General features: G+C 61.7%; 36 protein-coding genes. 34 read left to right on the forward strand and 2 right to left on the reverse strand.

Annotated elements, in window-relative coordinates; all coding sequences use genetic code 11:
- The first annotated feature begins 198 nt into the window (after window positions 1-198).
- The 31 genes from rpsJ (at window position 199) to dsbD (ending at window position 17,193) form a co-directional block, all read left to right on the forward strand.
- Window positions 199-510 carry a 30S ribosomal protein S10 gene (gene rpsJ, locus ACT2FV_RS18385; RefSeq protein WP_004199280.1) on the forward strand — a complete coding sequence of 104 codons (312 nt, stop codon included), beginning with the start codon at window positions 199-201 and terminating at the stop codon, window positions 508-510.
- 178 nt (window positions 511-688) lie between these two features.
- Complete coding sequence (gene rplC / locus ACT2FV_RS18390) at window positions 689-1,339, forward strand: 50S ribosomal protein L3 (RefSeq protein ID WP_006752926.1); 651 nt, start codon at window positions 689-691, stop codon at window positions 1,337-1,339.
- The gene (gene rplD / locus ACT2FV_RS18395) at window positions 1,339-1,959 is read left to right on the forward strand and encodes a 50S ribosomal protein L4 (RefSeq protein WP_006477192.1); all 621 of its coding nucleotides are present in this window, start codon (window positions 1,339-1,341) and stop codon (window positions 1,957-1,959) included. Before rplC ends, rplD begins: the two co-directional genes overlap by 1 nt.
- Complete coding sequence (rplW, locus tag ACT2FV_RS18400) at window positions 1,956-2,270, forward strand: 50S ribosomal protein L23 (protein ID WP_004199275.1); 315 nt, start codon at window positions 1,956-1,958, stop codon at window positions 2,268-2,270. Before rplD ends, rplW begins: the two co-directional genes overlap by 4 nt.
- Before the next feature lie 2 nt (window positions 2,271-2,272).
- A complete protein-coding gene (rplB, locus tag ACT2FV_RS18405) occupies window positions 2,273-3,100 on the forward strand; it encodes a 50S ribosomal protein L2 (protein ID WP_034209733.1) in 828 nt (275 codons plus the stop codon).
- A gap of 10 nt (window positions 3,101-3,110) precedes the next feature.
- Entirely contained in the window at window positions 3,111-3,386 is a 276-nt protein-coding gene (gene rpsS / locus ACT2FV_RS18410; RefSeq protein WP_004199273.1) for a 30S ribosomal protein S19, read from the forward strand.
- Between the two features lie 12 nt (window positions 3,387-3,398).
- The gene (rplV, locus tag ACT2FV_RS18415) at window positions 3,399-3,728 is read left to right on the forward strand and encodes a 50S ribosomal protein L22 (protein ID WP_004199272.1); all 330 of its coding nucleotides are present in this window, start codon (window positions 3,399-3,401) and stop codon (window positions 3,726-3,728) included.
- 11 nt (window positions 3,729-3,739) lie between these two features.
- Complete coding sequence (gene rpsC / locus ACT2FV_RS18420) at window positions 3,740-4,540, forward strand: 30S ribosomal protein S3 (protein WP_006482899.1); 801 nt, start codon at window positions 3,740-3,742, stop codon at window positions 4,538-4,540.
- Between the two features lie 2 nt (window positions 4,541-4,542).
- Window positions 4,543-4,959 (forward strand): 50S ribosomal protein L16, encoded by a 417-nt coding sequence (gene rplP, locus ACT2FV_RS18425; protein WP_059468475.1) that lies wholly within the window; start codon window positions 4,543-4,545, stop codon window positions 4,957-4,959.
- 9 nt (window positions 4,960-4,968) lie between these two features.
- Complete coding sequence (gene rpmC / locus ACT2FV_RS18430; protein WP_006400652.1) at window positions 4,969-5,163, forward strand: 50S ribosomal protein L29; 195 nt, start codon at window positions 4,969-4,971, stop codon at window positions 5,161-5,163.
- Complete coding sequence (gene rpsQ, locus ACT2FV_RS18435) at window positions 5,160-5,432, forward strand: 30S ribosomal protein S17 (RefSeq protein ID WP_006752928.1); 273 nt, start codon at window positions 5,160-5,162, stop codon at window positions 5,430-5,432. The genes rpmC and rpsQ overlap by 4 nt, the downstream gene beginning before the upstream one ends.
- 309 nt (window positions 5,433-5,741) lie before the next feature.
- Window positions 5,742-6,110: a 50S ribosomal protein L14 gene (rplN, locus tag ACT2FV_RS18440; protein ID WP_006752929.1), complete on the forward strand. Its 369-nt coding sequence runs from the start codon at window positions 5,742-5,744 to the stop codon at window positions 6,108-6,110.
- A 9-nt stretch (window positions 6,111-6,119) separates the two neighbouring features.
- On the forward strand, window positions 6,120-6,428 hold the full coding sequence (gene rplX / locus ACT2FV_RS18445; RefSeq protein WP_006477187.1) for a 50S ribosomal protein L24: 309 nt from the start codon (window positions 6,120-6,122) through the stop codon (window positions 6,426-6,428).
- Window positions 6,429-6,444: 16 nt separating this feature from the next.
- Window positions 6,445-6,984, forward strand: a complete 540-nt coding sequence (rplE, locus tag ACT2FV_RS18450; RefSeq protein WP_006482882.1) for a 50S ribosomal protein L5 — start codon at window positions 6,445-6,447, stop codon at window positions 6,982-6,984.
- Window positions 6,985-6,991: 7 nt separating this feature from the next.
- Complete coding sequence (gene rpsN / locus ACT2FV_RS18455; protein ID WP_006482884.1) at window positions 6,992-7,297, forward strand: 30S ribosomal protein S14; 306 nt, start codon at window positions 6,992-6,994, stop codon at window positions 7,295-7,297.
- Between the two features lie 14 nt (window positions 7,298-7,311).
- Entirely contained in the window at window positions 7,312-7,707 is a 396-nt protein-coding gene (gene rpsH / locus ACT2FV_RS18460) for a 30S ribosomal protein S8 (protein WP_006477185.1), read from the forward strand.
- A gap of 18 nt (window positions 7,708-7,725) precedes the next feature.
- Entirely contained in the window at window positions 7,726-8,256 is a 531-nt protein-coding gene (rplF, locus tag ACT2FV_RS18465; RefSeq protein ID WP_006758786.1) for a 50S ribosomal protein L6, read from the forward strand.
- 12 nt (window positions 8,257-8,268) lie between these two features.
- Window positions 8,269-8,634, forward strand: coding sequence for a 50S ribosomal protein L18 (gene rplR / locus ACT2FV_RS18470; RefSeq protein WP_006477183.1), 366 nt, complete (start codon window positions 8,269-8,271; stop codon window positions 8,632-8,634).
- 14 nt (window positions 8,635-8,648) lie between these two features.
- Window positions 8,649-9,167 (forward strand): 30S ribosomal protein S5, encoded by a 519-nt coding sequence (gene rpsE, locus ACT2FV_RS18475; RefSeq protein WP_006752931.1) that lies wholly within the window; start codon window positions 8,649-8,651, stop codon window positions 9,165-9,167.
- Between the two features lie 15 nt (window positions 9,168-9,182).
- The gene (gene rpmD, locus ACT2FV_RS18480) at window positions 9,183-9,365 is read left to right on the forward strand and encodes a 50S ribosomal protein L30 (protein WP_006400644.1); all 183 of its coding nucleotides are present in this window, start codon (window positions 9,183-9,185) and stop codon (window positions 9,363-9,365) included.
- Window positions 9,366-9,391: 26 nt separating this feature from the next.
- A complete protein-coding gene (gene rplO, locus ACT2FV_RS18485; protein WP_006477180.1) occupies window positions 9,392-9,826 on the forward strand; it encodes a 50S ribosomal protein L15 in 435 nt (144 codons plus the stop codon).
- A 42-nt stretch (window positions 9,827-9,868) separates the two neighbouring features.
- Window positions 9,869-11,218, forward strand: a complete 1,350-nt coding sequence (gene secY / locus ACT2FV_RS18490) for a preprotein translocase subunit SecY (protein WP_006400642.1) — start codon at window positions 9,869-9,871, stop codon at window positions 11,216-11,218.
- 9 nt (window positions 11,219-11,227) lie between these two features.
- Window positions 11,228-11,446, forward strand: a complete 219-nt coding sequence (gene infA / locus ACT2FV_RS18495) for a translation initiation factor IF-1 (protein WP_004521905.1) — start codon at window positions 11,228-11,230, stop codon at window positions 11,444-11,446.
- A 20-nt stretch (window positions 11,447-11,466) separates the two neighbouring features.
- Window positions 11,467-11,583, forward strand: coding sequence for a 50S ribosomal protein L36 (gene rpmJ / locus ACT2FV_RS18500; RefSeq protein ID WP_004199844.1), 117 nt, complete (start codon window positions 11,467-11,469; stop codon window positions 11,581-11,583).
- Window positions 11,584-11,621: 38 nt separating this feature from the next.
- On the forward strand, window positions 11,622-11,987 hold the full coding sequence (gene rpsM, locus ACT2FV_RS18505; protein WP_039323572.1) for a 30S ribosomal protein S13: 366 nt from the start codon (window positions 11,622-11,624) through the stop codon (window positions 11,985-11,987).
- 28 nt (window positions 11,988-12,015) lie between these two features.
- Window positions 12,016-12,417 carry a 30S ribosomal protein S11 gene (gene rpsK, locus ACT2FV_RS18510; RefSeq protein ID WP_004197937.1) on the forward strand — a complete coding sequence of 134 codons (402 nt, stop codon included), beginning with the start codon at window positions 12,016-12,018 and terminating at the stop codon, window positions 12,415-12,417.
- Between the two features lie 155 nt (window positions 12,418-12,572).
- Window positions 12,573-13,196 (forward strand): 30S ribosomal protein S4, encoded by a 624-nt coding sequence (gene rpsD, locus ACT2FV_RS18515; RefSeq protein WP_012362893.1) that lies wholly within the window; start codon window positions 12,573-12,575, stop codon window positions 13,194-13,196.
- 124 nt (window positions 13,197-13,320) lie between these two features.
- The gene (locus tag ACT2FV_RS18520; protein ID WP_006477176.1) at window positions 13,321-14,298 is read left to right on the forward strand and encodes a DNA-directed RNA polymerase subunit alpha; all 978 of its coding nucleotides are present in this window, start codon (window positions 13,321-13,323) and stop codon (window positions 14,296-14,298) included.
- A 136-nt stretch (window positions 14,299-14,434) separates the two neighbouring features.
- Window positions 14,435-14,830: a 50S ribosomal protein L17 gene (rplQ, locus tag ACT2FV_RS18525; RefSeq protein ID WP_006477175.1), complete on the forward strand. Its 396-nt coding sequence runs from the start codon at window positions 14,435-14,437 to the stop codon at window positions 14,828-14,830.
- Window positions 14,831-15,038: 208 nt separating this feature from the next.
- Complete coding sequence (cutA, locus tag ACT2FV_RS18530; protein WP_059599777.1) at window positions 15,039-15,365, forward strand: divalent-cation tolerance protein CutA; 327 nt, start codon at window positions 15,039-15,041, stop codon at window positions 15,363-15,365.
- Entirely contained in the window at window positions 15,358-17,193 is a 1,836-nt protein-coding gene (dsbD, locus tag ACT2FV_RS18535; protein WP_151048393.1) for a protein-disulfide reductase DsbD, read from the forward strand. The genes cutA and dsbD overlap by 8 nt, the downstream gene beginning before the upstream one ends.
- A gap of 116 nt (window positions 17,194-17,309) precedes the next feature.
- On the opposite strand, the gene hemB is transcribed toward dsbD, so the two are convergent.
- Together hemB and yihA are read right to left on the reverse strand one after the other, a co-directional pair.
- Complete coding sequence (hemB, locus tag ACT2FV_RS18540; RefSeq protein WP_124628078.1) at window positions 17,310-18,308, reverse strand: porphobilinogen synthase; 999 nt, start codon at window positions 18,306-18,308, stop codon at window positions 17,310-17,312.
- Between the two features lie 253 nt (window positions 18,309-18,561).
- A complete protein-coding gene (gene yihA, locus ACT2FV_RS18545) occupies window positions 18,562-19,221 on the reverse strand; it encodes a ribosome biogenesis GTP-binding protein YihA/YsxC (RefSeq protein ID WP_059599780.1) in 660 nt (219 codons plus the stop codon).
- A 218-nt stretch (window positions 19,222-19,439) separates the two neighbouring features.
- Between yihA and ACT2FV_RS18550 the strand changes: the two genes are divergently transcribed.
- The 3 genes from ACT2FV_RS18550 to ccsB all read left to right on the forward strand — a co-directional run bounded on the left by ACT2FV_RS18550 (window position 19,440) and on the right by ccsB (window position 23,710).
- Window positions 19,440-20,093: a c-type cytochrome gene (locus tag ACT2FV_RS18550; RefSeq protein WP_059468469.1), complete on the forward strand. Its 654-nt coding sequence runs from the start codon at window positions 19,440-19,442 to the stop codon at window positions 20,091-20,093.
- Window positions 20,094-20,298: 205 nt separating this feature from the next.
- The gene (locus tag ACT2FV_RS18555) at window positions 20,299-22,515 is read left to right on the forward strand and encodes a cytochrome c biogenesis protein ResB (RefSeq protein WP_444504570.1); all 2,217 of its coding nucleotides are present in this window, start codon (window positions 20,299-20,301) and stop codon (window positions 22,513-22,515) included.
- A gap of 4 nt (window positions 22,516-22,519) precedes the next feature.
- Entirely contained in the window at window positions 22,520-23,710 is a 1,191-nt protein-coding gene (ccsB, locus tag ACT2FV_RS18560; protein ID WP_059692389.1) for a c-type cytochrome biogenesis protein CcsB, read from the forward strand.
- The last annotated feature ends 31 nt before the right edge of the window (window positions 23,711-23,741 follow it).

The raw sequence follows: 23,741 nt of genomic DNA on the forward strand, positions 1-23,741 counted from the left end.
CCCGGTTTTGTCTTTGTGGCGTGCGCGTTGCGGCATTGACAAACGCACACCACCACTCCGATTTTTCGTGTAGAATCGCGGGCTTAGCAGTGGAAGTACCGTTCGGAAGCTGGCGCCTCGCTCCCCGCAGGCAACAGGTTTCGCGTTCTTTTAGTGTCCGGCGATGCAACATCGCCTCGCTCTTTTCAAGGAATCGTCATGCAGCAACAGAAAATCCGCATTCGCCTGAAGGCTTTCGACTATCGTCTGATCGATCAATCGGCTGCCGAAATCGTCGATACCGCGAAGCGGACTGGCGCAATCGTCCGTGGCCCGGTGCCGCTGCCGACGCGCATTCAGCGTTTTGACATCCTGCGCTCGCCGCACGTCAACAAGACGTCGCGCGATCAGCTCGAAATCCGTACCCACCAGCGCCTGATGGACATCGTCGATCCGACCGACAAGACGGTTGACGCGCTGATGAAGCTCGATCTGCCGGCTGGCGTCGACGTGGAAATCAAGCTGCAGTAAGGCTTTCGGCGCCATCCGGATTGCTGGGTGGTGCTAAGTCTTTGTATTGCTTGCGGAAATCGAGAAGTCGGGCTATACTGCTTGGCTTTTCGCGTATTCGCGTAAAAAAGTTGGGCCTTGCGTGCCCGGCATTTTGTAAATCAGCCCCGACCAATCGCAGTCGGGAATGGAGAAAATGATGAGCCTTGGACTCGTAGGTCGCAAGGTTGGCATGACCCGTATCTTCACGGCTGAAGGGGATTCGATTCCCGTCACCGTGCTGGACGTGTCGGACAACCGCGTGACGCAGATCAAGACTGTTGAAACCGACGGCTACACGGCCGTGCAGGTTGCATTCGGCTCCCGCCGCGCATCGCGCGTGACGAAGCCGCTGGCAGGTCATCTCGCCAAAGCCGGTGTCGAAGCCGGTGAAATCCTCAAGGAATTCCGCATTGACGCGGCCAAGGCAGCAGAGCTGTCGAATGGCGCCGTGGTCGGTGCTGATCTTTTCGAAGTGGGCCAGAAGGTCGACGTGCAAGGCGTGTCGATCGGTAAGGGCTACGCTGGTACGATCAAGCGTTACAACTTCTCCTCCGGCCGTGCCACCCACGGTAACTCGCGCTCGCACAACGTGCCGGGCTCGATCGGTATGGCGCAGGATCCGGGTCGCGTTTTCCCGGGTAAGCGCATGACGGGTCACCTCGGTGACGTTACGGTGACGGTGCAGAACCTCGAAATCGCTCGTATCGACGCAGAGCGCAAGCTGCTGCTCGTCAAGGGCGCGATTCCGGGCGCGAAGGGCGGCAAGGTTTTCGTGACGCCGGCCGTCAAGACCAAGGGGGCGAAATAATGGAACTCAAGCTCCTGAACGAAAATGGTCAGGAAGGTGCAGTGGTCAACGCGTCGGACGTCGTGTTCGGTCGTGACTACAACGAAGCGCTGATCCACCAGGTCGTCGTCGCGTACCAGGCGAATGCTCGCCAAGGTAACCGCGCACAGAAGGACCGTGAGCAAGTCAAGCACACCACCAAGAAGCCGTGGCGTCAGAAGGGTACGGGCCGCGCTCGTGCCGGTATGTCGTCGAGCCCGCTGTGGCGTGGCGGTGGTCGCATCTTCCCGAACTCGCCGGAAGAAAACTTCTCGCACAAGGTCAACAAGAAGATGCATCGCGCAGGTCTCTGCTCGATCTTCTCGCAGCTGGCCCGTGAAGGTCGTCTGTCGGTCGTCGAGGACATCATCCTCGAAGCGCCGAAGACCAAGCTGCTGGCTGACAAATTCAAGACCATGGGTCTCGACTCCGTGCTGATCATTACGGACACGGTCGACGAGAACCTGTACCTGGCTTCGCGCAACCTGCCGCACGTGGCGATTGTCGAGCCGCGCTACGCTGACCCGCTGTCGCTGATCTACTTCAAGAAAGTGCTGGTCACGAAGGCTGCGGTCGCCCAGATCGAGGAGTTGCTGTCATGAGCGAGATTCGCAAGAACGATCATCGTTTGATGCAGGTCCTGCTCGCACCGGTGATCTCGGAAAAGGCGACGCTGGTTGCCGACAAGAACGAGCAAGTCGTGTTCGAAGTCGCACCGGATGCCACGAAGCAGGAAGTGAAGGCGGCTGTCGAGCTGCTGTTCAAGGTTGAAGTTGATTCGGTCAATGTGCTGGTTCAGAAGGGCAAGCAAAAGCGCTTCGGCCGTTCGATGGGCCGTCGCAAGGACGTGAAGAAGGCGTACGTTTGCCTGAAGCCCGGCCAGGAAATCAACTTTGAAGCGGAGGCCAAGTAATCATGGCAATCGTGAAAGTTAAACCGACTTCGCCGGGTCGCCGCGCGATGGTCAAGGTGGTCAACAAGAATCTGCACCAGGGCAAGCCGTACGCGGCACTGCTCGACTCGCAGAGCTCGACCGCCGGCCGTAACAACAACGGCCGCATCACCACGCGTCATAAGGGTGGTGGTCACAAGCAGCATTACCGTATCGTCGATTTCCGTCGCACGAAGGACGGCATCCCGGCAAAGGTCGAGCGTCTCGAATACGACCCGAACCGTAGCGCGAACATCGCGCTGGTGCTCTACGCAGACGGCGAGCGTCGCTACATCATCGCCCCGAAGGGCCTGACCGTCGGCCAACAGCTGATGTCGGGTTCGGAAGCGCCGATCCGTGCAGGTAACACGCTGCCGATCCGCAACATTCCGGTCGGTACGACGATCCACTGCATCGAGATGCTGCCGGGCAAGGGCGCGCAAATGGCGCGTTCGGCTGGCACGTCGGCCATGCTGCTGGCACGTGAAGGCGTCTACGCGCAGGTTCGTCTGCGTTCGGGCGAAATCCGCCGCGTGCACATCGAGTGCCGTGCAACGATCGGTGAAGTCGGCAACGAAGAGCATAGCCTGCGCCAAATCGGCAAGGCTGGCGCGAACCGCTGGCGCGGTATCCGCCCGACGGTGCGTGGCGTTGCGATGAACCCGGTTGATCACCCGCACGGTGGTGGTGAGGGCAAGACGGCTGCAGGTCGCGACCCGGTGAGCCCGTGGGGTACGCCGGCTAAGGGTTACCGCACCCGCAGCAACAAGCGCACGACGACGATGATCGTCCAGCGCCGTCACAAGCGTTAAGGAGTAGGCAATGGCACGTTCTGTAAAAAAAGGTCCGTTCTGCGACGCCCATTTGCTGAAGAAAGTTGAGGCGGCTGCAGCTTCGCGCGACAAAAAGCCGATCAAGACCTGGTCGCGTCGCTCGACGATTCTGCCGGATTTCATCGGCCTGACGATCGCTGTTCACAACGGCCGTCAACACGTTCCGGTGTACATCTCGGAAAACATGGTCGGCCACAAGCTTGGCGAGTTCGCACTGACCCGTACGTTCAAGGGTCACGCGGCCGACAAGAAGGCCAAGAAATAAGGGGCAATCAAGATGGAAGTGAAAGCAATTCATCGCGGTGCCCGCATCTCGGCGCAAAAAACGCGCCTTGTGGCTGACCAGATCCGCGGTTTGCCGGTCGACAAGGCGCTGAACGTTCTGACGTTCTCGCCGAAGAAGGCGGCTGGCATCGTGAAGAAGGTTGTGCTGTCGGCAATCGCGAATGCGGAGCACAACGAAGGCGCTGATATCGACGAGCTCAAGATCAAGAGCATCTACGTCGACAAGGCTGCATCGCTCAAGCGTTTCACCGCGCGCGCAAAGGGCCGCGGTAACCGCATCGAGAAGCAATCCTGTCACATCACTGTGACGGTCGGGAATTAAGGAGCCATACGATGGGACAGAAAATTCATCCGACTGGCTTCCGCCTGGCTGTCAGCCGCAATTGGGCTTCGCGTTGGTACGCGAACAATAACAATTTCGCGGCGATGCTGCAGGAAGACATCGGTGTTCGTGAATACCTGAAGAAGAAGCTGAAGAACGCTTCGGTCGGTCGGGTCGTCATCGAGCGTCCGGCAAAGAACGCGCGCATCACGATTTACAGCTCGCGTCCGGGCGTCGTCATCGGCAAGAAGGGCGAGGATATCGAACAGCTGAAGACGGAACTGCAACGCCGCATGGGCGTGCCGGTTCACGTCAACATCGAAGAAATCCGCAAGCCGGAAACCGATGCGCAACTGATCGCTGACTCGATCACGCAACAGCTCGAGCGCCGGATCATGTTCCGTCGCGCGATGAAGCGTGCGATGCAGAACGCGATGCGTTTGGGTGCCCAGGGCATCAAGATCATGAGCGCAGGCCGTCTGAACGGTATCGAAATCGCTCGTACGGAGTGGTATCGCGAAGGTCGCGTGCCCCTTCACACGCTGCGTGCCGATATCGACTACGCAACCTCGGAAGCGAAGACGACCTACGGGATCATCGGCGTCAAGGTTTGGGTGTACAAGGGCGACACGCTCGGCCGCAATGACGCGCCGGTGGTCGAAGAAGTAGCCGAAGACAAGCGTCCGCGTCGCAATGCGCGTCCGGGCGACCGTCGTCCGCGCCGTGACGGCGAAGGCGGCGCTCCGGGTGCTCGTCGTGGCGCACCGCGCCGTGGCGCCGGCAAGCCCGAAGACGGCAAGACTGGAGAATAACGATGCTGCAACCGAAACGCAGAAAGTATCGTAAAGAGCAGAAGGGTCGTAACACTGGCAAGGCGACGCGCGGCAACGCAGTGTCGTTCGGTGAATTCGGCCTGAAGGCGATCGGTCGCGGTCGTTTGACCGCACGTCAAATTGAAGCGGCGCGTCGTGCAATGACGCGTCACATCAAGCGTGGCGGCCGCATCTGGATCCGGATCTTCCCGGACAAGCCGATTTCGCAAAAGCCGGCAGAAGTGCGTATGGGTAACGGTAAGGGTAACCCGGAGTACTACGTCGCCGAAATCCAGCCGGGCAAGATGCTCTATGAAATGGACGGCGTAACCGAAGAACTGGCACGCGAAGCGTTCCGTCTGGCTGCAGCGAAGCTGCCGCTGAAGACGACGTTCATCGTGCGCCAGCTCGGCGCCTAAGGAGAAAACATGAAGGCTTCCGAACTTCTCCAGAAAGACCAGGCCGCGCTCAACAAGGAGCTGGCGGACCTGCTGAAGGCGCAATTCGGCCTGCGCATGCAACTCGCGACCCAGCAGCTCACGAACACGAGCCAGCTGAAGAAGGTTCGTCGCGACATCGCACGTGTGCGGACCGTCATGACTCAGAAGGCGAACCAGAAATGAACGATAGCGTGAAAACCTCGCTGAAGCGGACGCTGGTCGGTCGGGTCGTCAGCAACAAGATGGACAAGACCGTCACCGTGCTGATCGAGCACCGCGTCAAGCACCCGATCTACGGCAAGTACGTCGTGCGCTCGAAGAAGTACCACGCGCATGATGAAGCGAACACCTGCAACGAAGGCGATCTCGTCGAAATCCAGGAAACTCGTCCTGTTTCGAAGACGAAGGCCTGGACGGTGTCGCGCCTCGTCGAAGCAGCTCGCGTCATCTAAGCGGGCAGAGCAGTTGGCAGTAACAGGCACTTCGCCAAGAAGTGCTTGAAATCGCAAAGTTTTTGCTTGCGTGACCGGGATTATTTGTTATAATCCCGGTCTTCCCTCTTTATGGGAGCCCCGTCGCGGGCGAAGTTGGTGGGGGAAGCGGACTGGCGCCAGCCTGTCCGAAAGATTCACCGAATTGCGATGGCGGGTTTCGTTTGCCGTCGCTGCTGTTCCAACCCAAGCAGCCGATTGGCTGACGGGACCAAGACTGACCGAATGCATCATGGTGGTGCATCCGGATTAAGTTGGGAAAGACAAACCATGATCCAGACCGAATCTCGGCTCGAAGTAGCCGACAACACGGGTGCGCGTGAAGTCATGTGCATCAAGGTGCTCGGCGGCTCGAAGCGTCGTTATGCCGGCATTGGCGACATCATCAAGGTGACCGTCAAAGAAGCAACGCCGCGCGGGCGCGTGAAGAAAGGCGAAATCTACAACGCCGTGGTGGTCCGCACCGCCAAGGGTGTTCGCCGTCAAGACGGCTCGCTGATCAAGTTCGACGGCAACGCCGCTGTGCTTTTGAATAACAAGCTTGAGCCGATCGGCACCCGTATCTTCGGGCCGGTGACGCGTGAGCTGCGTAGCGAACGATTCATGAAGATCGTTTCGCTGGCGCCGGAAGTGCTGTAAGGAGTCGCGATGAACAAGATTCGCAAAGGTGACGAAGTTATCGTCGTCACTGGCAAAGACAAGGGCAAGCGCGGCGTCGTGCTGGCTGTCGGTGCAGAACATGTGACGGTTGAGGGTATCAACCTCGTCAAGAAGCATGTGAAGCCGAACCCGATGAAGGGTACGACGGGTGGCGTGGAAGCGAAGACGATGCCCCTGCATATTTCGAACGTCGCACTGGTCGACGCGAATGGCAAGGCGTCGCGTGTTGGCATCAAGGTCGAGGAAGGCAAGAAGGTTCGCTTCCTGAAGACGACCGGTGCCGTACTGAGCGCCTGACGCAGCGGAGTAAAAAATGGCTCGTTTTCAAGAGTTTTACAAAGAAAAGGTTGTGCCCGGCCTGATCGAGAAGTTCGGTTACAAGTCGGTCATGGAAGTGCCGCGTATCACCAAGATCACGCTGAACATGGGTCTTGGCGAAGCGATCGCTGACAAGAAGATCATCGAGAACGCCGTTGGCGACCTCACGAAGATCGCTGGTCAGAAGCCGGTCGTCACGAAGGCACGCAAGGCAATCGCAGGCTTCAAGATCCGCCAGGGCTACCCGATCGGCGCGATGGTGACGCTGCGTGGTCGTGCGATGTACGAATTCCTCGACCGTTTCGTGACCGTTGCCCTGCCCCGCGTGCGTGACTTCCGCGGTGTGTCGGGCCGTGCTTTCGATGGCCGCGGCAACTACAACATCGGTGTGAAAGAGCAGATCATTTTCCCCGAAATCGACTACGACAAGATCGACGCACTGCGTGGGCTGAACATCAGCATCACGACGACTGCGAAGACCGACGACGAAGCAAAGGCTCTGCTCGCCAGCTTCAAGTTCCCGTTCAGAAACTGAGGTTACCGTGGCTAAACTGGCACTGATCGAACGTGAAAAGAAGCGCGCCCGCCTGGTCGCGAAGTTCGCAGCAAAGCGCGAAGCGCTGAAGGCGATCGTCGAAGACCAAAGCAAGTCGGAAGAAGAGCGCTACGAAGCACGCCTTGAGCTGCAGCAACTGCCCCGCAACGCAAACCCGACCCGCCAGCGTAACCGCTGCGCGATCACGGGCCGTCCGCGTGGCACGTTCCGTAAATTCGGCCTCGCGCGTAACAAGATTCGTGAAATCGCATTCCGTGGCGAGATTCCTGGCCTGACCAAGGCGAGCTGGTAATAGGAGAAACGTAAATGAGCATGAGTGATCCTATCGCCGATATGCTGACTCGCATCCGCAACGCGCAGATGGTCGAGAAAGTATCGGTCGCGATGCCCTCGTCGAAGGTCAAGGTTGCAATCGCGCAAGTCCTGAAGGACGAAGGTTATATCGACGATTTCGCCGTCAAGGCGGAAGGTGCGAAGTCCGAACTGAATATCGCGCTGAAGTACTACGCAGGTCGCCCGGTCATCGAACGCCTCGAGCGCGTGTCGAAGCCTGGTCTGCGCGTGTACCGCGGCCGTAACGACATTCCGCAGGTCATGAATGGCCTGGGCGTGGCAATCGTGTCGACGCCGAAGGGCGTGATGACCGACCGCAAGGCGCGCGCTACCGGCGTCGGCGGCGAAGTCATCTGCTACGTCGCTTAAAGCCGAGGAGAGAGAAACATGTCTCGAGTAGGTAAGAGCCCGATCGCGCTGCAAGGCGCGGAAGTCAAGCTGGCCGACGGTGCAATCACCGTCAAGGGCCCGCTGGGCACCATCACGCAAGCGATCAATCCGCTCGTGAACGTGGCGAACAACGACGGCACGCTGAATCTGTCGCCGGTCGACGAAAGCCGCGAAGCAAATGCACTGTCGGGCACGATGCGCGCGATCATCGCGAATGCCGTGCACGGCGTGACCAAGGGTTTCGAGCGCAAGCTGACGCTGGTTGGCGTCGGTTATCGTGCGCAGGCGCAAGGCGACAAGCTGAACCTGTCGCTGGGTTTCTCGCACCCGGTGGTGCACCAGATGCCGGAAGGCGTCAAGGCTGAAACCCCGACGCAAACCGAAATCGTGATCAAGGGGATCAACAAGCAACAAGTCGGTCAAGTGGCTGCGGAAGTCCGCGGTTACCGTCCGCCGGAGCCCTACAAGGGCAAGGGCGTGCGCTATTCCGACGAGGTTGTGATCCTCAAAGAAACGAAGAAGAAGTAAGGGTGCGCAATCATGGATAAGACTCAATCTCGCCTGCGCCGCGCTCGCCAGACGCGTATCAAGATCGCTGAGCTGCAGGTCGCGCGTCTCGCCGTGCATCGCACGAACACGCACATCTACGCTCAAGTGTTCTCGCCCTGCGGCACCAAGGTGCTCGCCAGCGCGTCGACGCTCGAAGCAGAAGTGCGCGCCGAACTGGCCGACAAGTCGGGCAAGGGTGGCAACGTTAATGCTGCGACGCTGATCGGCAAGCGTATTGCCGAGAAGGCAAAGGCCGCCGGCATCGAATCCGTCGCCTTCGACCGCTCGGGCTTCCGCTACCACGGCCGCGTCAAGGCGCTGGCTGAGGCAGCTCGCGAAGCTGGGCTCAAGTTCTAAGGAAGGAATTCGTCATGGCAAAGATGCAAGCGAAAGTTCAGGCTGACGAGCGCGACGACGGCCTTCGCGAAAAGATGATTTCGGTCAACCGCGTGACCAAGGTCGTGAAGGGTGGCCGTATTCTCGGCTTCGCCGCACTGACCGTGGTCGGCGACGGCGATGGCCGTATCGGTATGGGCAAGGGCAAGGCGAAGGAAGTGCCGGTCGCTGTCCAGAAGGCAATGGAACAAGCTCGCCGCAACATGTTCAAGGTGCCGCTCAAGAACGGCACGCTGCAGCACGAAGTGCACGGCAAGCATGGCGCATCCGCTGTCCTCCTCGCTCCGGCGAAGGCAGGTACGGGCGTGATCGCCGGCGGCCCGATGCGCGCAGTGTTCGACGTGATGGGCGTTCAGAACGTCGTGGCGAAGAGCCACGGTTCGACGAACCCGTACAACCTCGTTCGCGCCACGCTGGACGGTCTGCGCAAGCAGTCGACCCCGGCAGACATCGCGGCGAAGCGCGGCAAGTCCGTCGAAGATATTTTGGGCTAAGCCCGGGTGGTCACCATGTCTGAAAAAACTGTCAAGGTTCAGCTCGTTAAGAGCCTGATCGGGACCCGCGAATCGCACCGCGCGACCGTGCGTGGCCTGGGCCTGCGCCGACTCAACTCGGTTAGCGAGCTGCAGGACACGCCGGCGGTCCGCGGCATGATCAACAAGGTCTCGTACCTCGTTAAGGTCATCGCGTAAGCGGCCCTACGGATCAAGGAGTTGATATGGAATTGAATAACCTGAAGCCGGCCGCTGGCGCCAAGCACGCCAAGCGTCGCGTCGGTCGCGGCATCGGTTCGGGCCTCGGCAAGACGGCTGGCCGTGGTCACAAGGGTCAGAAATCGCGTTCGGGCGGCTTCCACAAAGTCGGTTTCGAAGGCGGTCAGATGCCGCTGCAACGTCGTCTGCCGAAGCGCGGCTTCACGTCGCTGACGAAGGAATTCGTCGGTGAAGTGCGCCTCTCCGACCTCGAGAAGCTGCCGGTCGATGAAATCGATCTGCTCGCACTGAAGCAAGCCGGCCTGGTCGGCGAGCTGACGAAGAGCGCAAAGATCATCGCGACGGGCGAACTGAAGCGCAAGATCGTCGTGAAGGGTCTCGGTGCCACCAAGGGTGCGCGCGCTGCGATCGAAGCGGCTGGCGGTTCGTTCGCCGAGTGACACGCGTAGCGCGTCGTTACTTGCATTCATCGGAGAAGGTACTTGGCTAACAGCCCGAGTCTTGCAAAACCCGGTCGAAGCACGGCGAAATTCGGCGATCTGCGTCGGCGAGCGATGTTCCTGCTCCTGGCGCTGATCGTCTATCGCATCGGCGCGCACATCCCCGTGCCGGGCATCGATCCGGATCAACTGGCGAAGCTGTTCCAGAGCCAGGCGGGCGGCATCCTGGGCATGTTCAACATGTTCTCGGGTGGCGCGCTTTCCCGCTTCACGATCTTTGCGCTGGGGATCATGCCGTACATCTCGGCGTCGATCATCATGCAGTTGCTGGCGATCGTCTCGCCGCAGCTCGAGGCGCTGAAGAAGGAAGGGCAGGCAGGGCAACGGAAGATCACGCAGTACACGCGGTATTTCACCGTGGTGCTCGCGACCTTCCAGGCGTTCGGGATCGCGGCTGCGCTGGAAAACCAGCCAGGCCTCGTGATCGACCCCGGCATGCTGTTCCGACTGACGACGGTCGTGACGCTGGTTACCGGCACGATGTTCCTGATGTGGCTGGGTGAGCAGATCACCGAGCGTGGTCTTGGTAACGGCATCTCGATCATCATCTTCGGCGGGATCGCAGCAGGGTTCCCGAATGCCGTCGGTGGGTTGTTCGAGCTGGTGCGCACGGGTTCGATGAGCATCATTTCGGCGATCATCATCGTCGTTCTGATTGCCGCGGTGACTTACCTGGTCGTGTTCATCGAACGCGGTCAGCGCAAGATCCTCGTGAACTATGCGAAGCGCCAGGTCGGCAACAAGATCTACGGTGGCCAGTCGTCGCACTTGCCGCTGAAGCTGAACATGTCGGGCGTGATTCCGCCGATCTTCGCATCGTCGATCATCCTGTTCCCGGCCACGATTCTCGGCTGGTTCAGCACGGGTCAGCCGTCGGGAAGCTGGATCTCCAACACGTTGCATAACGTCGCGGAGGCGCTGAAGCCGGGCCAGCCGGTCTATGTGCTGCTGTACACGCTGGCGATCGTGTTTTTCTGCTTCTTCTACACCGCACTGGTGTTCAACAGCAGGGAAACCGCGGACAACCTGAAGAAGAGCGGCGCGTTTGTTCCGGGCATTCGTCCGGGCGATCAGACCGCACGATATATCGACCGTATCCTCACGCGTCTGACGCTGGCGGGTGCGATCTACATCGTCTTCGTCTGTCTGCTGCCGGAATTCCTGGTGCTGCGCTGGAACGTGCCGTTTTATTTTGGTGGAACGTCGCTGCTGATCATTGTCGTCGTCACGATGGACTTCATGGCGCAGGTGCAGTCGTACGTTATGTCGCAACAGTATGAGTCGCTGCTCAAGAAGGCAAACTTCAAGGGCGGCAACATCCCAATGCGTTAATTAAGGACTATGGCCAAAGACGATGTAATCCAGATGCAGGGTGAGGTGATCGAAAACCTCCCGAATGCGACCTTCCGTGTGAAGCTGGAAAACGGCCATGTCGTGTTGGGGCATATCTCCGGGAAGATGCGGATGCACTACATCCGCATCCTGCCAGGCGACAAGGTGACGGTTGAATTGACGCCTTACGATCTGTCTCGTGCGCGGATCGTGTTCCGGGCGAAGTGATTTGAAAAAAGGGTATTATCATGAAAGTGATGGCATCGGTTAAGCGCATTTGCCGCAATTGCAAGATCATCAAGCGCAAAGGCGTCGTTCGCGTGATCTGCAGCTCGGATCCGCGCCACAAGCAGCGCCAAGGCTGACCGCGCGTTTGTTTGCGCTTTTTGTTTGAGGAAAAACAATGGCTCGTATCGCAGGGGTTAACATCCCGAATCACCAGCATACCGAGATCGGCCTGACGGCAATCTTCGGTATCGGCCGCACGCGCTCGCGCAGCATCTGCACGGCAGCTGGCGTGGAATTCTCGAAGAAGGTCAAGGACCTGACCGACGCAGACCTCGAAAAGCTGCGTGAAGAAGTGGGCAAGTTCATCGTCGAAGGCGATCTGCGCCGTGAAGTGACGATGAACATCAAGCGCCTGATGGACCTCGGTTGCTACCGTGGTGTTCGTCATCGCAAGGGCCTGCCGATGCGCGGTCAGCGTACGCGTACGAACGCACGTACCCGCAAGGGTCCGCGTCGTGCAGCGCAAGCGCTGAAGAAGTAAGCGGAACTGACAGTTACAGGAAAACGTAATGGCTAAGGCTTCGAATACCGCGGCGCAACGCGTTCGCAAGAAGGTTAAGAAGAACGTCGCTGAAGGCGTGGTTCACGTTCACGCGTCGTTCAACAACACGATCATCACGATCACCGATCGCCAGGGCAATGCACTGGCATGGGCGACGTCGGGCGGCCAGGGCTTCAAGGGCTCGCGCAAGTCGACGCCGTTCGCTGCTCAGGTTGCTGCTGAGTCGGCCGGTCGCGTGGCGATGGAATATGGCGTGAAGAATCTGGAAGTGCGGATCAAGGGCCCGGGCCCGGGTCGTGAGTCGGCAGTGCGTGCACTGCATGGCCTCGGCATCAAGATCACCGCGATTTCGGACGTCACCCCGATTCCGCACAACGGCTGCCGTCCGCCGAAGCGCCGTCGTATCTAAGAATGTGCTGGCACGTTCGTGCTGGCACATTTGCCTGTCGCCGCGTAGCGTCGACGGGCGTTGCTTTTTTGATTGACTAAGCCCACCGTTCGCCCCAAAGGGCGCGAACTAGCGCGGATTTCGATCCGCGTGACTGATTGATAAAGGAATGCAAAGTGGCACGTTATATCGGCCCCAAGGCCAAGCTGTCCCGCCGTGAAGGCACCGACCTGTTCCTGAAGAGCGCGCGCCGCTCGCTCGCCGACAAGTGCAAGCTCGACAGCAAGCCGGGTCAGCACGGCCGTACCTCGGGCGCACGTACGTCCGACTACGGTACGCAGCTGCGTGAAAAGCAAAAGGTCAAGCGCATTTACGGCGTCCTGGAGCGTCAGTTCCGCCGTTACTTCGCTGAAGCCGACCGTCGCAAGGGCAACACGGGTGAAAACCTGCTGCAACTGCTCGAGTCGCGTCTCGACAACGTCGTGTATCGCATGGGCTTCGGCTCGACCCGCGCTGAGGCGCGTCAGCTGGTGAGCCACAAGTCGATCACCGTGAACGGCGTCGTCGCGAATGTGCCGTCGCAGCAAGTGAAGGCGGGTGACGTCGTCGCGATCCGCGAAAAGGCGAAGAAGCAGGCGCGTATCGTCGAAGCGCTGTCGCTGGCCGAGCAAGGCGGCATGCCGAGCTGGGTTGCAGTCGATGCGAAGAAGTTCGAAGGCACGTTCAAGCAAATGCCGGAACGCGCTGACATCGCAGGCGACATCAACGAAAGCCTGATCGTCGAATTGTATTCGCGTTAATCCGATTGACGGCCGAGGTACCCCGATTGCGTTATGCAAGGGGGGGCCTCGGCTGTTTATTTTCTGGTTGTTACCGGTCAGCCTTATCGGTGTAACGAGCCGAGGGTATTGAAAAGGAAAGCCCATGCAAACCAGTTTGCTGAAACCCAAGATCATCGCCGTGGAATCGCTGGGCGAGAACCACGCGAGGGTGGTCATGGAACCGTTCGAACGCGGTTACGGCCACACCTTGGGCAATGCGCTTCGCCGCGTGCTGCTGTCGTCGATGGTTGGCTACGCGCCGACCGAAGTGACGATCGCAGGCGTGGTGCACGAGTACTCGACGCTTGATGGCGTGCAAGAAGACGTCGTCAACCTGCTGCTGAACCTGAAGGGCGTGGTGTTCAAGCTGCATAACCGTGACGAAGTGACGGTTACGCTGCGCAAGGAAGGCGAAGGCGTCGTCACGGCCGGCGATATCGAGCTGGCTCACGATTGCGAAGTCATCAACCCGAATCACGTGATCGCGCATCTGTCGAAGGGCGGCAAGCTCGACGTTCAGATCAAGATCGAGAAGGGTCGCGGTTATGTGCCGGGCAACGTCCGTCGCTACGGCGAAGACACGGCCAAGATCATCGGCCGCATCGTCCTCGACGCATCGTTCTCGCCGGTTCGCCGCGTGAGCTACGCGGTCGAAAGCGCACGTGTCGAGCAGCGTACCGACCTCGACAAGCTCGTGATGAACATCGAGACGAGCGGCGTGATCACGCCGGAAGAAGCGATCCGTCAATCGGCCCGCATCCTGGTCGACCAGCTGTCCGTGTTCGCGGCGCTGGAAGGCACGGAAACGGCCGCCGAGGCACCGTCGCGCGCACCGCAGATCGATCCGATCCTGCTGCGTCCGGTGGACGATCTCGAGCTGACGGTTCGTTCGGCGAACTGCCTGAAGGCCGAGAACATCTACTACATCGGCGACCTGATCCAGCGCACGGAAAACGAGCTGCTGAAGACGCCGAACCTCGGTCGCAAGTCGCTCAACGAGATCAAGGAAGTGCTCGCTTCGCGCGGTCTCACGCTGGGCATGAAGCTCGAAAACTGGCCGCCGGCTGGTCTCGACAAGTAAGCCCGGTTGTTGCTGTAGTTGGCAAAGATGCGGATTTTCCTTTAAAATCCGCATCTTGCTTTTTTCGTTACCGGCCCGTGCACCCCAGCGGTGCGATAGAAGAGCTGGATCAAAACTTTGAATCAAGGAAACTGAAATGCGCCATCGTCATGGTCTGCGGAAACTGAACCGCACGAGCAGCCACCGTCTGGCTATGCTCCGTAACATGTCCAACTCGCTGATCGAGCACGAAGTCATCAAGACGACGCTGCCGAAGGCGAAGGAACTCCGTAAAGTCGTCGAGCCGCTGATCACGCTCGGCAAGAAGCCGTCGCTGGCAAACCGTCGCCTGGCGTTCAACCGCCTGCGCGATCGTGACTCGGTGGCGAAGCTGTTCGACGTGCTCGGTCCGCGTTTCGCGAACCGTCCGGGCGGCTACCTGCGCGTGCTGAAGTTCGGCTTCCGCGTCGGCGACAACGCACCGATGGCACTGGTCGAGCTGCTCGATCGTCCGGAAGTCGACGAAACGGAAAACGTGCAAGAAGCCGAGTAAGCTTCCAGTACGCAGCAGTATCTGAAAAGGGCCGAGCGATTGCTTGGCCCTTTTTGTTTTTTGTCGTGCCGCGGGCTGCGAAAGATTGTCGCAGCCCGCGGCCGGCAGTGTCGCGCGGGCTGCGCTACGATACGGAACTGTCGGCACGGGCCCTCGATGGGCGAATCGTGGCGGCGGAAGCCGGTAAAAACCAGCCAGGAGGGCGCGTATGGTGGTGGTGTTGATGCTCACGACGGTGCCGGATGCGGCGACGGCTGCGGCGCTCGCCGACGGCGCGCTCGATGCGCGGCTTGCCGCGTGCGTGTCGGAACTCGGTGCGATCAAGTCGCGCTACCACTGGCAGGGCAAGGTCGAGACGGCCGACGAGATCCAGTTGCTGTTCAAGACGAGCCCCATGCGCTCGCTCGAACTGGAGCGATTTATTCTCGCGCATCATCCTTACGAGACGCCGGAAGTCGTCTCGTGGCAGGCGACGGCTTCGGCCGCGTACGGCCAGTGGGTGACCAGCGAAACTCAACGTCTATTTCATGTTTAACGGTATGGCGCTTTCCGTGCGCGTGCGCGCGCTGCGGGTCCTCGCAGTCCTGTTGTCGTTCATGTTCATGCTGGCCGGCGTGTCGGTCGCGCGCGCGGCCGACGATTTTCTCGATCCGTCGGTCGCATTCAAGTTCAGCGCGAGCGAGTCGCCGGGGCAGGTGGACGTCCGCTTCAAGGTCGCCCATGGCTATTACCTGTACCGCGAGCGGTTCGCGTTCGCTGTGAAGGGCGGGCAGGTGACGCTCGGCGATCCGCAGTTCCCGGCCGGTCACGTGAAGTTCGACCAGACGTTCCAAAAAGAAGTCGAGACCTATCGCGACGAGGTCGTGATTCACGTGCCGGTCAAGCAGGCGGCGGGACCGTTCGAGCTCGCGGTGACGTCGCAGGGATGCGCCGACGAAGGGATCTGCTATCCGCCCGCGGAGCACGTCGTGAAGGTCGACGGCGCGGCGCTGGGCGCGGCCGCGCCGGCCGACGGCGCACCGGCCTCGGGCAACTGGTTCGACAAGGTCACGAGCGCGGATTTCGCGCAGTCGCTGCTCGAGGGGCACGGCTTCTTCACGATCGTCGCGCTGTATTTCGTCGCGGGCGTCGTGCTGAGTCTCCTGCCCTGTTCGTATCCGATGATTCCGATCGTGTCCGCGATCATCATCGGCCAAGGCACGCGGGCGACGCATGCGCGCGGCTTTGCGCTGTCGCTGACGTACGTGGTCGGCATGGCGCTCGTCTATACGGTGCTGGGCATCGCGGCGGCGCTGGTTGGCCAGAGCCTTGGCGCGTGGTTGCAGAACCCGTGGGTGCTCGGCGCGTTCGGCGTACTGCTCACGGCATTCGCAGTATCGCTGATTTCCGGCAAGGACATCGCGTTGCCCGAGCGCTGGCAGAACGGCGCGGCCGAAGCTTCGCGCGCGCGGCAGGGCGGTCACTTCGTCGCGGTCGCGGCGATGGGCGCGTTGTCCGCGCTGGTCGTCGGCGCATGCATGACGGCGCCGCTGTTCGCAGTGCTCGCGTTCATCGCGCACACCGGCAATGCGTGGCTCGGCGGTGCTGCCCTGTTCGCAATGGGACTGGGGCTCGGCGTGCCGCTGCTCGTCGTTGGCGTCGGTGCCGGCACGGTGCTGCCGCGCGCGGGCGCATGGATGGATGGCGTGAAGGTGTTCTTCGGCATCGTGCTGCTCGCGGCCGCGCTGTGGATCGTGTGGCCAGTGCTCGCGGGCGGGCTGAAGATGGTGCTCGCTGCGTTGTGGCTGCTCGTCGCGGCTGCGGCGCTCGGCCTGTTCACGCCGCATGCCGGCGCCGCGTCGATCTGGCGCCGACTCGGTCGTGGCCTCGGTGCGGCGCTCGCGATCTGGGCCGCGACGCTGCTCGTCGGGCTCGCGGCGGGCTCCAACGACCCCGTGAAGCCGCTGGCCGTACTCGCGACGCGCACGGTTGCGTCGGGCGATGCGTCGGCAGCCGGACAGGCAGGCCCCGCGTTCGCGTCGGTGCGCTCCAGCGGCGAACTCGACGCGCTGCTGAAGACGTCGGGCCGGCCCGTGATGCTCGACTTCTACGCCGACTGGTGCGTGAGCTGCAAGGAAATGGAGCATCTGACGTTCACCGATTCGCGCGTGCAGGCGCGGCTCGCGCAGCTTCACCTGGTGCGCGCGGATGTCACCGCGAACAATCCGGACGACCAGGCGCTACTCAAGCGCTTCAACCTGTTCGGGCCGCCGGGCATCATCTTCTTCGATCGCAACGGCAACGAAATCGGCCGCGTGGTCGGCTATCAGGCGGCCGAGACGTTCCTGCGCAGCCTCGATCGCGCAGCGGTGCCGACGGTGTAAGGCGCGCGCGTCCGCCGCACATGGGCGCCCGTTGCGCCCACCGGACCGCAAATGCAGAACGGCGGGACACCGATGAAGTGTCCCGCCGTTTTTCTTGATACTCGCCGTCGTGCGGCTCAGCGCTGCGCTTTCAGCAGACGGGCAGCATCGAGCGCGAAGTACGTGAGGACACCGTCGGCGCCCGCGCGCTTGAATGCGAGCAGCGATTCGAGCACGACCTTGTCGTGGTCGAGCCAGCCATTCATCGCGGCGGCCTTCAGCATCGCGTATTCGCCGCTCACCTGGTACACGTAGGTCGGGAAGCGGAACTCGTCCTTCACGCGGCGCACGATGTCGAGATACGGCATCCCGGGCTTGACCATCACCATGTCGGCGCCTTCGTCGATGTCGAGGCGCACTTCGCGCAGCGCTTCGTCGCTGTTCGCCGGATCCATCTGGTAGGTCATCTTGTTGCCCTTGCCCAGATTGGACGCCGAGCCTACCGCATCACGGAACGGGCCGTAGAACGCCGACGCGAACTTGGCCGAATAGGCCATGATGCGCGTATGGATATGGCCGTCGCTTTCCAGCATCTCGCGGACCGCGCCGATGCGGCCGTCCATCATGTCCGACGGCGCGACGATGTCGACGCCGGCTTCTGCCTGCGCGCGTGCCTGGTCGACCAGGATCTCGATCGTGTCGTCGTTGATCACGTAGCCGTTTTCGTCGAGCACGCCGTCCTGGCCGTGGCTCGTGTACGGATCGAGCGCGACGTCGGTCAGCACGCCGAGTTCGGGGAAACGCTTCTTCAGCTCGCGCACAGCGCGCGGGATCAGGCCTTCCGGATTGGCCGCTTCGCGTCCGTCGGGCGTTTTCAGCGACGGCTCGATGGCCGGGAACAGCGACAGCACGGGCACGCCAAGTTCGACGCACTGCTCGGCGACCTGCATCAGCAGATCGACCGATACGCGCTCGACGCCGGGCATCGACGGGACGGCCTGGCGTTCGTTGGTGCCTTCGACGACGAAAACCGGGTAGATCAGGTCGTCGGTGGTCAGGCGGTTTTCGCGCATCAGGCGCCGGGAGAAGTCGTCGCGGCGCATCCGGCGCGGACGATGAAGCGGATGGAAGCTCATGGCGATTTGGCAGAAATCAGGGCAAGAAGGACCTTACGGAACCCTTAGGTCATTTTCGAGATCGTTGGTATATGATAGCGATCGAGCGGCACGCGTCGCGTGCAACTCCCCGCTTCTCCTCCCTGAGCGGGTGCCTGTCGTTATTCGATTAGGCTGTTTGACCCGCCGTTCAACGGCGGGTTTTTTTATGAGCCGGCCGAATCCGCAGGTGCCGTCAGGTGCGCCCGGCCGATCCCGGCCGCGCGTTGCCCGCTCATTGTCCTACAGGCTCGCTTTTTTCGTCGGCGACGGACGGCCGCACCCAGCTCTCGATCAGTTCATGAGCCTCGTCGAGCCCCGTGCGCTTCAGCGCCGAGAACAGCTGGACGGTCAGCTTGCCCTTCACGCCCTGGTCTCGATACGCGTCGAGTCCCTTCTGAGTGTTACGCAGCGCGTTGATGCTTTCCTGGCGCGTCAATTTGTCGCACTTCGTCAGCAGCGTGTGGATCGGCTTGCCGGTCGGCGCAAACCACTCGAGCATCCGGCGATCGAGGTCGGTCAGCGGGCGCCGCGAATCCATCATCAGGATCAGGCCGCACAGCTGCGAACGCGTTGCGAGATACGACGACAGAAGCATTTCCCAGTGGGCCTTCGCGGCCCCCGGCACTTCCGCGTAACCGTAGCCGGGCAGGTCGACGAGGTTCGCGACGGGCTCGGCGGCCGGGCCGACGGAGAAGTAGTTGATGTGCTGGGTGCGGCCGGGCGTCTTCGATGCGAACGCGAGCCGCTTCTGGTTGCACAGCACGTTGATCGCCGTCGATTTGCCGGCATTCGAGCGGCCGGCGAACGCGATCTCCGGTTGCACCGTCGGCGGCAGGTCGCGCAGATGGTTGACGGTCGTATAGAAGCGGGCTTGGTGGAGCAAAAAGGCCATGGGGGAAACCGGAGGGACGGGGCGGCGCGAGCCGCTTGGTGGAGGCGGGGTAGCCCCGATAGGCGCGGGAGCTTTCAGCGCGATATTGTACAATACGCCGGTTTTGCCGAAGGGTTGCGGGCGCCTGCCTCGCGCTTTTATGCAGCTTCTGCGGTAGACTGGTCGACGTCGTTTTTTGCAGAACCTCAAATTCCCACAAGACGAAACAGGGTGTGCGAATGAATCGACTGTGCAAGTCTCTGATGGTGCTTCAGGTTGCAGCAGGGTTCGTAGGTTTCGTAGCGGAGGCAAACGCGGCGGATGCGGCAAAGCCGGATCTGGACCGCGGCAAGGCGATTGCCGGGCAAGTCTGCGCGTCGTGTCACGGCGCCGACGGCAACAGCGCATCGGGCAGTTTCCCGAAGCTCGCCGGCCAGCATCCCGAATATCTGGTCAAGCAGTTGAACGACTTCAAGGCCCAGCCGGGCGCGAAGGGGCCGGCGCGGACCAATCCGGTGATGGTCGGGTTCGCGAGCGCGTTGAGCGCGGACGACATGCGCAACGTCGCCGCGTATTACGGATCGCAGACGACGAAGCTCGGCACCGCACGCGACGCGGCGACCGTGCCGATCGGCCAGAAGATCTATCGCGGCGGCATCGCGGAAAAGGGTGTACCCGCCTGCGCGAGCTGCCACGGGCCGACGGGACAGGGGATTCCGGTCCAGTACCCGCGTCTGTCGGGGCAGTGGGCCGATTACACGGTTGCGCAGTTGACCGCATTCCAGCAGGGTGTCGGCGCGCGCAACAACAACGAGGCGATGCATCAGATCGCATCGCGTCTGTCGGACAACGAGATCAAGGCCGTCGCGGATTACATCGCGGGCCTGCGTTGAACGGACGGCCGCGAATGAAATGACCGGGCGCCCGAAGGGCGGCCGGCGTCAGAACAAGAAAAGGGTGGGGCGCCGCACCGTTGCGGTTGCCTCGCCCTTTTTTGTCGGCACTCGCCGGGCCGTCCCAAGAGTGCTGACCGCCCCCCCTTGGGTGGGCAGCGAACATAGTGAGCGTGGGGGCTGTTTCCCCTTAGTCGGAGTTTGAATGAGCGTTACCACGTCGGGGTTGCAGTCGAAGTCGGGTCAAAGTGCGTCCAGGCGCGCAGTCGAGCTGCTGAGCTCGATGCGCTTCGCGATCGCACTGTTGGTGGTGTTGTCGATCGCGAGCATCGTCGGCACGGTCCTGACCCAGGATGACCCATATCCGAACTACGTGAACCAGTTCGGGCCATTCTGGGCGGACATCTTCCGCTCGCTGGGCCTGTACAACGTGTACAGCGCGTGGTGGTTCATGCTCATCCTGATCTTCCTCGTCGTGTCGATCTCGCTGTGCGTGATCCGCAACGCGCCGAAGATGCTCGCCGACGCGAAGAGCTGGAAGGACAAGGTCCGCGAAGGCAGCCTGCGCGCCTTCCACCACAAGGCCGAATACTCGGCGTCCGGTACGCGCGCGACCGTCGCGGCCACGCTCGCCACGTTCGTCACCAAGGCCGGCTACAAGCACGTCGTGCGTGAAACCGACGGCGCGACGCTGATCTCCGCGAAACGCGGCGCGCTGACGAAGTGGGGCTACATCTCCGCGCACCTTGCGATCGTCGTGATCTGTATCGGCGGCCTGCTGGACAGCAACCTGCCGATCAAATTCCAGATGTGGCTGTTCGGCAAGAGCCCGGTCAACACGAGCGCGACGATCAGCGAAATTTCGCCCGACCACCGGCTGTCCGCGTCGAACCCGACGTTCCGCGGCTACGCGTGGGTGCCGGAAGGCCAGTTCGTGTCGACCGCGATCCTGAACCAGCCGAGCGGCTCGCTGATCCAGGACCTGCCGTTCTCGATCCAGCTCAACAAGTTCATCGTCGACTACTACACGACCGGGATGCCGAAGCTGTTCGCGAGCGACATCGTCGTGATCGATCGCGAGACGGGCCAGAAGATCCCGGCGCGCGTCGAGGTCAACAAGCCGTTCACGTACAAGGGCGTGTCGATCTACCAGTCGAGCTTCCAGGACGGCGGCTCGCAGATGGAGATGACGGCCTACCCGATGACGGGCGGCAACGCGAAGACCTTCGCGGTGAAGGGCACGATCGGCAGTACGGCGCCGCTGCAGATGCCGGGCAGCGACGGCGACACGATCGAATTCTCCGACTTTCGCGCGATCAACGTCGAGAACATGGCGGACGCGAACGGCAAGCCGGACGTGCGCGGCGTCGCGAAGACGGAGTCGCTCAAGGAAGCGTTCGACGAGCGGCTCGGTTCGGGCGCGAAGACGTCGAAGCCGATGCAGCTCCACAACATCGGCCCGTCGGTCCAGTACAAGATTCGCGGCAAGGACGGTCAGGCGCGCGAATTCAACAACTACATGCTGCCCGTCGACATGGGCGGCACGCGCGTGTTCCTCGCCGGCGTGCGCGCGAGCCCGAACGATCCGTTCCGGTACATGCGGATTCCGGCCGATAGCCAGGATTCGATCGGCGAATGGATGCGCCTGCGCGCCGCGCTCGAGGATCCGGCCGTGCGTGCCGACGCCGCCGCACGTTTCGCGCAGCGTTCGCTGCCGACGACCGAAGCGTCGCTGCGCGGCCGCCTGCAGGACAGTGCGTTCAAGGTGCTGACCCTCTTTGCGGCCAGCGACGACAGCGTCGGCCGTGGCGCCGACGGCCAGCCGGTCGGCGGCTTCCAGGCGGTGGCGACGTTCATCGACCGCTCGGTGCCGAAGGCCGAGCAGGAAAAGGCGGCCAGCCTGCTGCTGCGCATGCTCGAGGGTTCGATGTGGGAGGTCTGGCAGATCGCGCGCGAGCATGCCGGCGAGCCGGCCGCCCAGCAGGGCGCCGACACGATCCGCTTCGTGCAGAACGCGATCAATGCGCTATCCGACAGCTTCTTGTACGGATCGCCGGTCTATTTGCAGCTCGACTCCTTCAAGCAGGTGCAAGCTTCGGTATTTCAGCTGACACGCGCACCCGGCAAGAATCTGGTGTATCTTGGCAGCCTGCTGTTGGTCGCCGGCATCTTCTCGATGTTCTACGTGCGCGAGCGGCGCCTCTGGTTCTGGCTCAAGGATGCCGGTTCGGGCGTCGATGTGGTGATGGCGATGTCCACGGCCCGCAAGACCTTCGATTTCGAGAAAGAATTCGTGCAGACGCGCGACGCGGCCGGCGCCGCCTTGCGCGCCGCGCCACGCGACGCCGCACCCGCCGGTGCGGCAGCGACTGTCCGTCCGCCTGCCGGCGGCGGTTCCGATTCCGAGAATTCCACCCGGTAACATCATGGATCTCACTCAAGTCTCCTCTTCCCGTTCGGGGCCGGTTCAGGCCCCGAATCCGGCGCCGTTGTTCGACGACCGTCCGTTCCTCGCCCGCCTGTCGATCATCGACTGGCTGTTCGCCCTGGCTCTCGTGGTCGGCGCAGGCTATGCGTTCGTGCATTACAACGAACACATGAATTACTACGACAAGGCGGTGATGATCGGCACGGTGCCGGCGCTTGTCGTGCTCGGCTGGCGCTGGAAGCCCGCGCGGCTGATGATGGCGTCGATCGCGGTGCTGTCGCTGCTGTCGATCCAGATCTACCAGGGCGATCTCGCGCGTGCCGATTCGGCGTTCTTCCTCAAATACTTCCTGTCGAGCCAGTCCGCGATCCTGTGGATGAGCGCGCTGTTCGTGCTCGCGACGATCTTCTACTGGATCGGCCTGCTCGCGCGCTCGGAGTCGGGCTCCGCGATCGGCCAGAAACTGACGTGGGTCGCGGTGCTGATGGGTTTCACCGGCCTGATGGTGCGCTGGTATGAGTCCTACCTGATCGGTGCCGACGTCGGGCATATCCCGGTGTCGAATCTGTATGAAGTCTTCGTGCTGTTCAGCCTGATCACCGCACTGCTCTACCTGTATTACGAAGGCCACTACGGCACGCGCTCGCTCGGCGCGTTCGTGCTGCTGGTCATCAGCGCGGCCGTCGGCTTCCTGATGTGGTACTCGGTCGCGCGCGACGCGCAGCAGATCCAGCCGCTCGTGCCGGCGCTGCAGAGCTGGTGGATGAAGATTCACGTCCCGGCGAACTTCATCGGCTACGGCAGCTTCGCGCTGTCGGCGATGGTGTCGGTCGCGTATCTGATGAAGGAGCGCGGCGTGCTCGCCGATCGTCTGCCGACGCTCGAGGTGCTCGACGACGTGATGTACAAGTCGATCGCGGTCGGTTTCGCGTTCTTCACGATCGCGACGATCCTCGGCGCGCTGTGGGCCGCCGAAGCATGGGGCGGCTACTGGAGCTGGGACCCGAAGGAAACCTGGGCGCTGATCGTATGGCTCAACTACGCGGCCTGGCTGCACATGCGCCTGATGAAGGGCCTGCGCGGCGCGGTCGCCGCCTGGTGGGCGCTCACGGGCCTGCTCGTGACGACGTTCGCGTTCCTCGGCGTCAACATGTTCCTGTCCGGGCTGCATAGCTACGGCAAGCTGTAAGATTTTCGACGCTGGTCCGACAAAAGACCGC

This window comes from Burkholderia sp. PR2, assembly GCF_052372875.1.
In the GTDB taxonomy this organism is placed as follows: domain Bacteria; phylum Pseudomonadota; class Gammaproteobacteria; order Burkholderiales; family Burkholderiaceae; genus Burkholderia; species Burkholderia diffusa.

Excerpts from the sequence above, each read along its gene's own strand:
- rpsJ (WP_004199280.1), top strand. The coding sequence starts at position 199 with ATGCAGCAACAGAAAATCCGCATTCGCCTGAAGGCTTTCGACTATCGT.
- rplC (WP_006752926.1), top strand. The coding sequence starts at position 689 with ATGAGCCTTGGACTCGTAGGTCGCAAGGTTGGCATGACCCGTATCTTC.
- rplD (WP_006477192.1), top strand. The coding sequence starts at position 1,339 with ATGGAACTCAAGCTCCTGAACGAAAATGGTCAGGAAGGTGCAGTGGTC.
- rplW (WP_004199275.1), top strand. The coding sequence starts at position 1,956 with ATGAGCGAGATTCGCAAGAACGATCATCGTTTGATGCAGGTCCTGCTC.
- rplB (WP_034209733.1), top strand. The coding sequence starts at position 2,273 with ATGGCAATCGTGAAAGTTAAACCGACTTCGCCGGGTCGCCGCGCGATG.
- rpsS (WP_004199273.1), top strand. The coding sequence starts at position 3,111 with ATGGCACGTTCTGTAAAAAAAGGTCCGTTCTGCGACGCCCATTTGCTG.
- rplV (WP_004199272.1), top strand. The coding sequence starts at position 3,399 with ATGGAAGTGAAAGCAATTCATCGCGGTGCCCGCATCTCGGCGCAAAAA.
- rpsC (WP_006482899.1), top strand. The coding sequence starts at position 3,740 with ATGGGACAGAAAATTCATCCGACTGGCTTCCGCCTGGCTGTCAGCCGC.
- rplP (WP_059468475.1), top strand. The coding sequence starts at position 4,543 with ATGCTGCAACCGAAACGCAGAAAGTATCGTAAAGAGCAGAAGGGTCGT.
- rpmC (WP_006400652.1), top strand. The coding sequence starts at position 4,969 with ATGAAGGCTTCCGAACTTCTCCAGAAAGACCAGGCCGCGCTCAACAAG.
- rpsQ (WP_006752928.1), top strand. The coding sequence starts at position 5,160 with ATGAACGATAGCGTGAAAACCTCGCTGAAGCGGACGCTGGTCGGTCGG.
- rplN (WP_006752929.1), top strand. The coding sequence starts at position 5,742 with ATGATCCAGACCGAATCTCGGCTCGAAGTAGCCGACAACACGGGTGCG.
- rplX (WP_006477187.1), top strand. The coding sequence starts at position 6,120 with ATGAACAAGATTCGCAAAGGTGACGAAGTTATCGTCGTCACTGGCAAA.
- rplE (WP_006482882.1), top strand. The coding sequence starts at position 6,445 with ATGGCTCGTTTTCAAGAGTTTTACAAAGAAAAGGTTGTGCCCGGCCTG.
- rpsH (WP_006477185.1), top strand. The coding sequence starts at position 7,312 with ATGAGCATGAGTGATCCTATCGCCGATATGCTGACTCGCATCCGCAAC.
- rplF (WP_006758786.1), top strand. The coding sequence starts at position 7,726 with ATGTCTCGAGTAGGTAAGAGCCCGATCGCGCTGCAAGGCGCGGAAGTC.
- rplR (WP_006477183.1), top strand. The coding sequence starts at position 8,269 with ATGGATAAGACTCAATCTCGCCTGCGCCGCGCTCGCCAGACGCGTATC.
- rpsE (WP_006752931.1), top strand. The coding sequence starts at position 8,649 with ATGGCAAAGATGCAAGCGAAAGTTCAGGCTGACGAGCGCGACGACGGC.
- rpmD (WP_006400644.1), top strand. The coding sequence starts at position 9,183 with ATGTCTGAAAAAACTGTCAAGGTTCAGCTCGTTAAGAGCCTGATCGGG.
- rplO (WP_006477180.1), top strand. The coding sequence starts at position 9,392 with ATGGAATTGAATAACCTGAAGCCGGCCGCTGGCGCCAAGCACGCCAAG.
- infA (WP_004521905.1), top strand. The coding sequence starts at position 11,228 with ATGGCCAAAGACGATGTAATCCAGATGCAGGGTGAGGTGATCGAAAAC.
- rpmJ (WP_004199844.1), top strand. The coding sequence starts at position 11,467 with ATGAAAGTGATGGCATCGGTTAAGCGCATTTGCCGCAATTGCAAGATC.
- rpsM (WP_039323572.1), top strand. The coding sequence starts at position 11,622 with ATGGCTCGTATCGCAGGGGTTAACATCCCGAATCACCAGCATACCGAG.
- rpsK (WP_004197937.1), top strand. The coding sequence starts at position 12,016 with ATGGCTAAGGCTTCGAATACCGCGGCGCAACGCGTTCGCAAGAAGGTT.
- ACT2FV_RS18520 (WP_006477176.1), top strand. The coding sequence starts at position 13,321 with ATGCAAACCAGTTTGCTGAAACCCAAGATCATCGCCGTGGAATCGCTG.
- rplQ (WP_006477175.1), top strand. The coding sequence starts at position 14,435 with ATGCGCCATCGTCATGGTCTGCGGAAACTGAACCGCACGAGCAGCCAC.
- cutA (WP_059599777.1), top strand. The coding sequence starts at position 15,039 with ATGGTGGTGGTGTTGATGCTCACGACGGTGCCGGATGCGGCGACGGCT.
- dsbD (WP_151048393.1), top strand. The coding sequence starts at position 15,358 with ATGTTTAACGGTATGGCGCTTTCCGTGCGCGTGCGCGCGCTGCGGGTC.
- hemB (WP_124628078.1), bottom strand. The coding sequence starts at position 18,308 with ATGAGCTTCCATCCGCTTCATCGTCCGCGCCGGATGCGCCGCGACGAC.
- yihA (WP_059599780.1), bottom strand. The coding sequence starts at position 19,221 with ATGGCCTTTTTGCTCCACCAAGCCCGCTTCTATACGACCGTCAACCAT.
- ACT2FV_RS18550 (WP_059468469.1), top strand. The coding sequence starts at position 19,440 with ATGAATCGACTGTGCAAGTCTCTGATGGTGCTTCAGGTTGCAGCAGGG.
- ACT2FV_RS18555 (WP_444504570.1), top strand. The coding sequence starts at position 20,299 with ATGAGCGTTACCACGTCGGGGTTGCAGTCGAAGTCGGGTCAAAGTGCG.
- ccsB (WP_059692389.1), top strand. The coding sequence starts at position 22,520 with ATGGATCTCACTCAAGTCTCCTCTTCCCGTTCGGGGCCGGTTCAGGCC.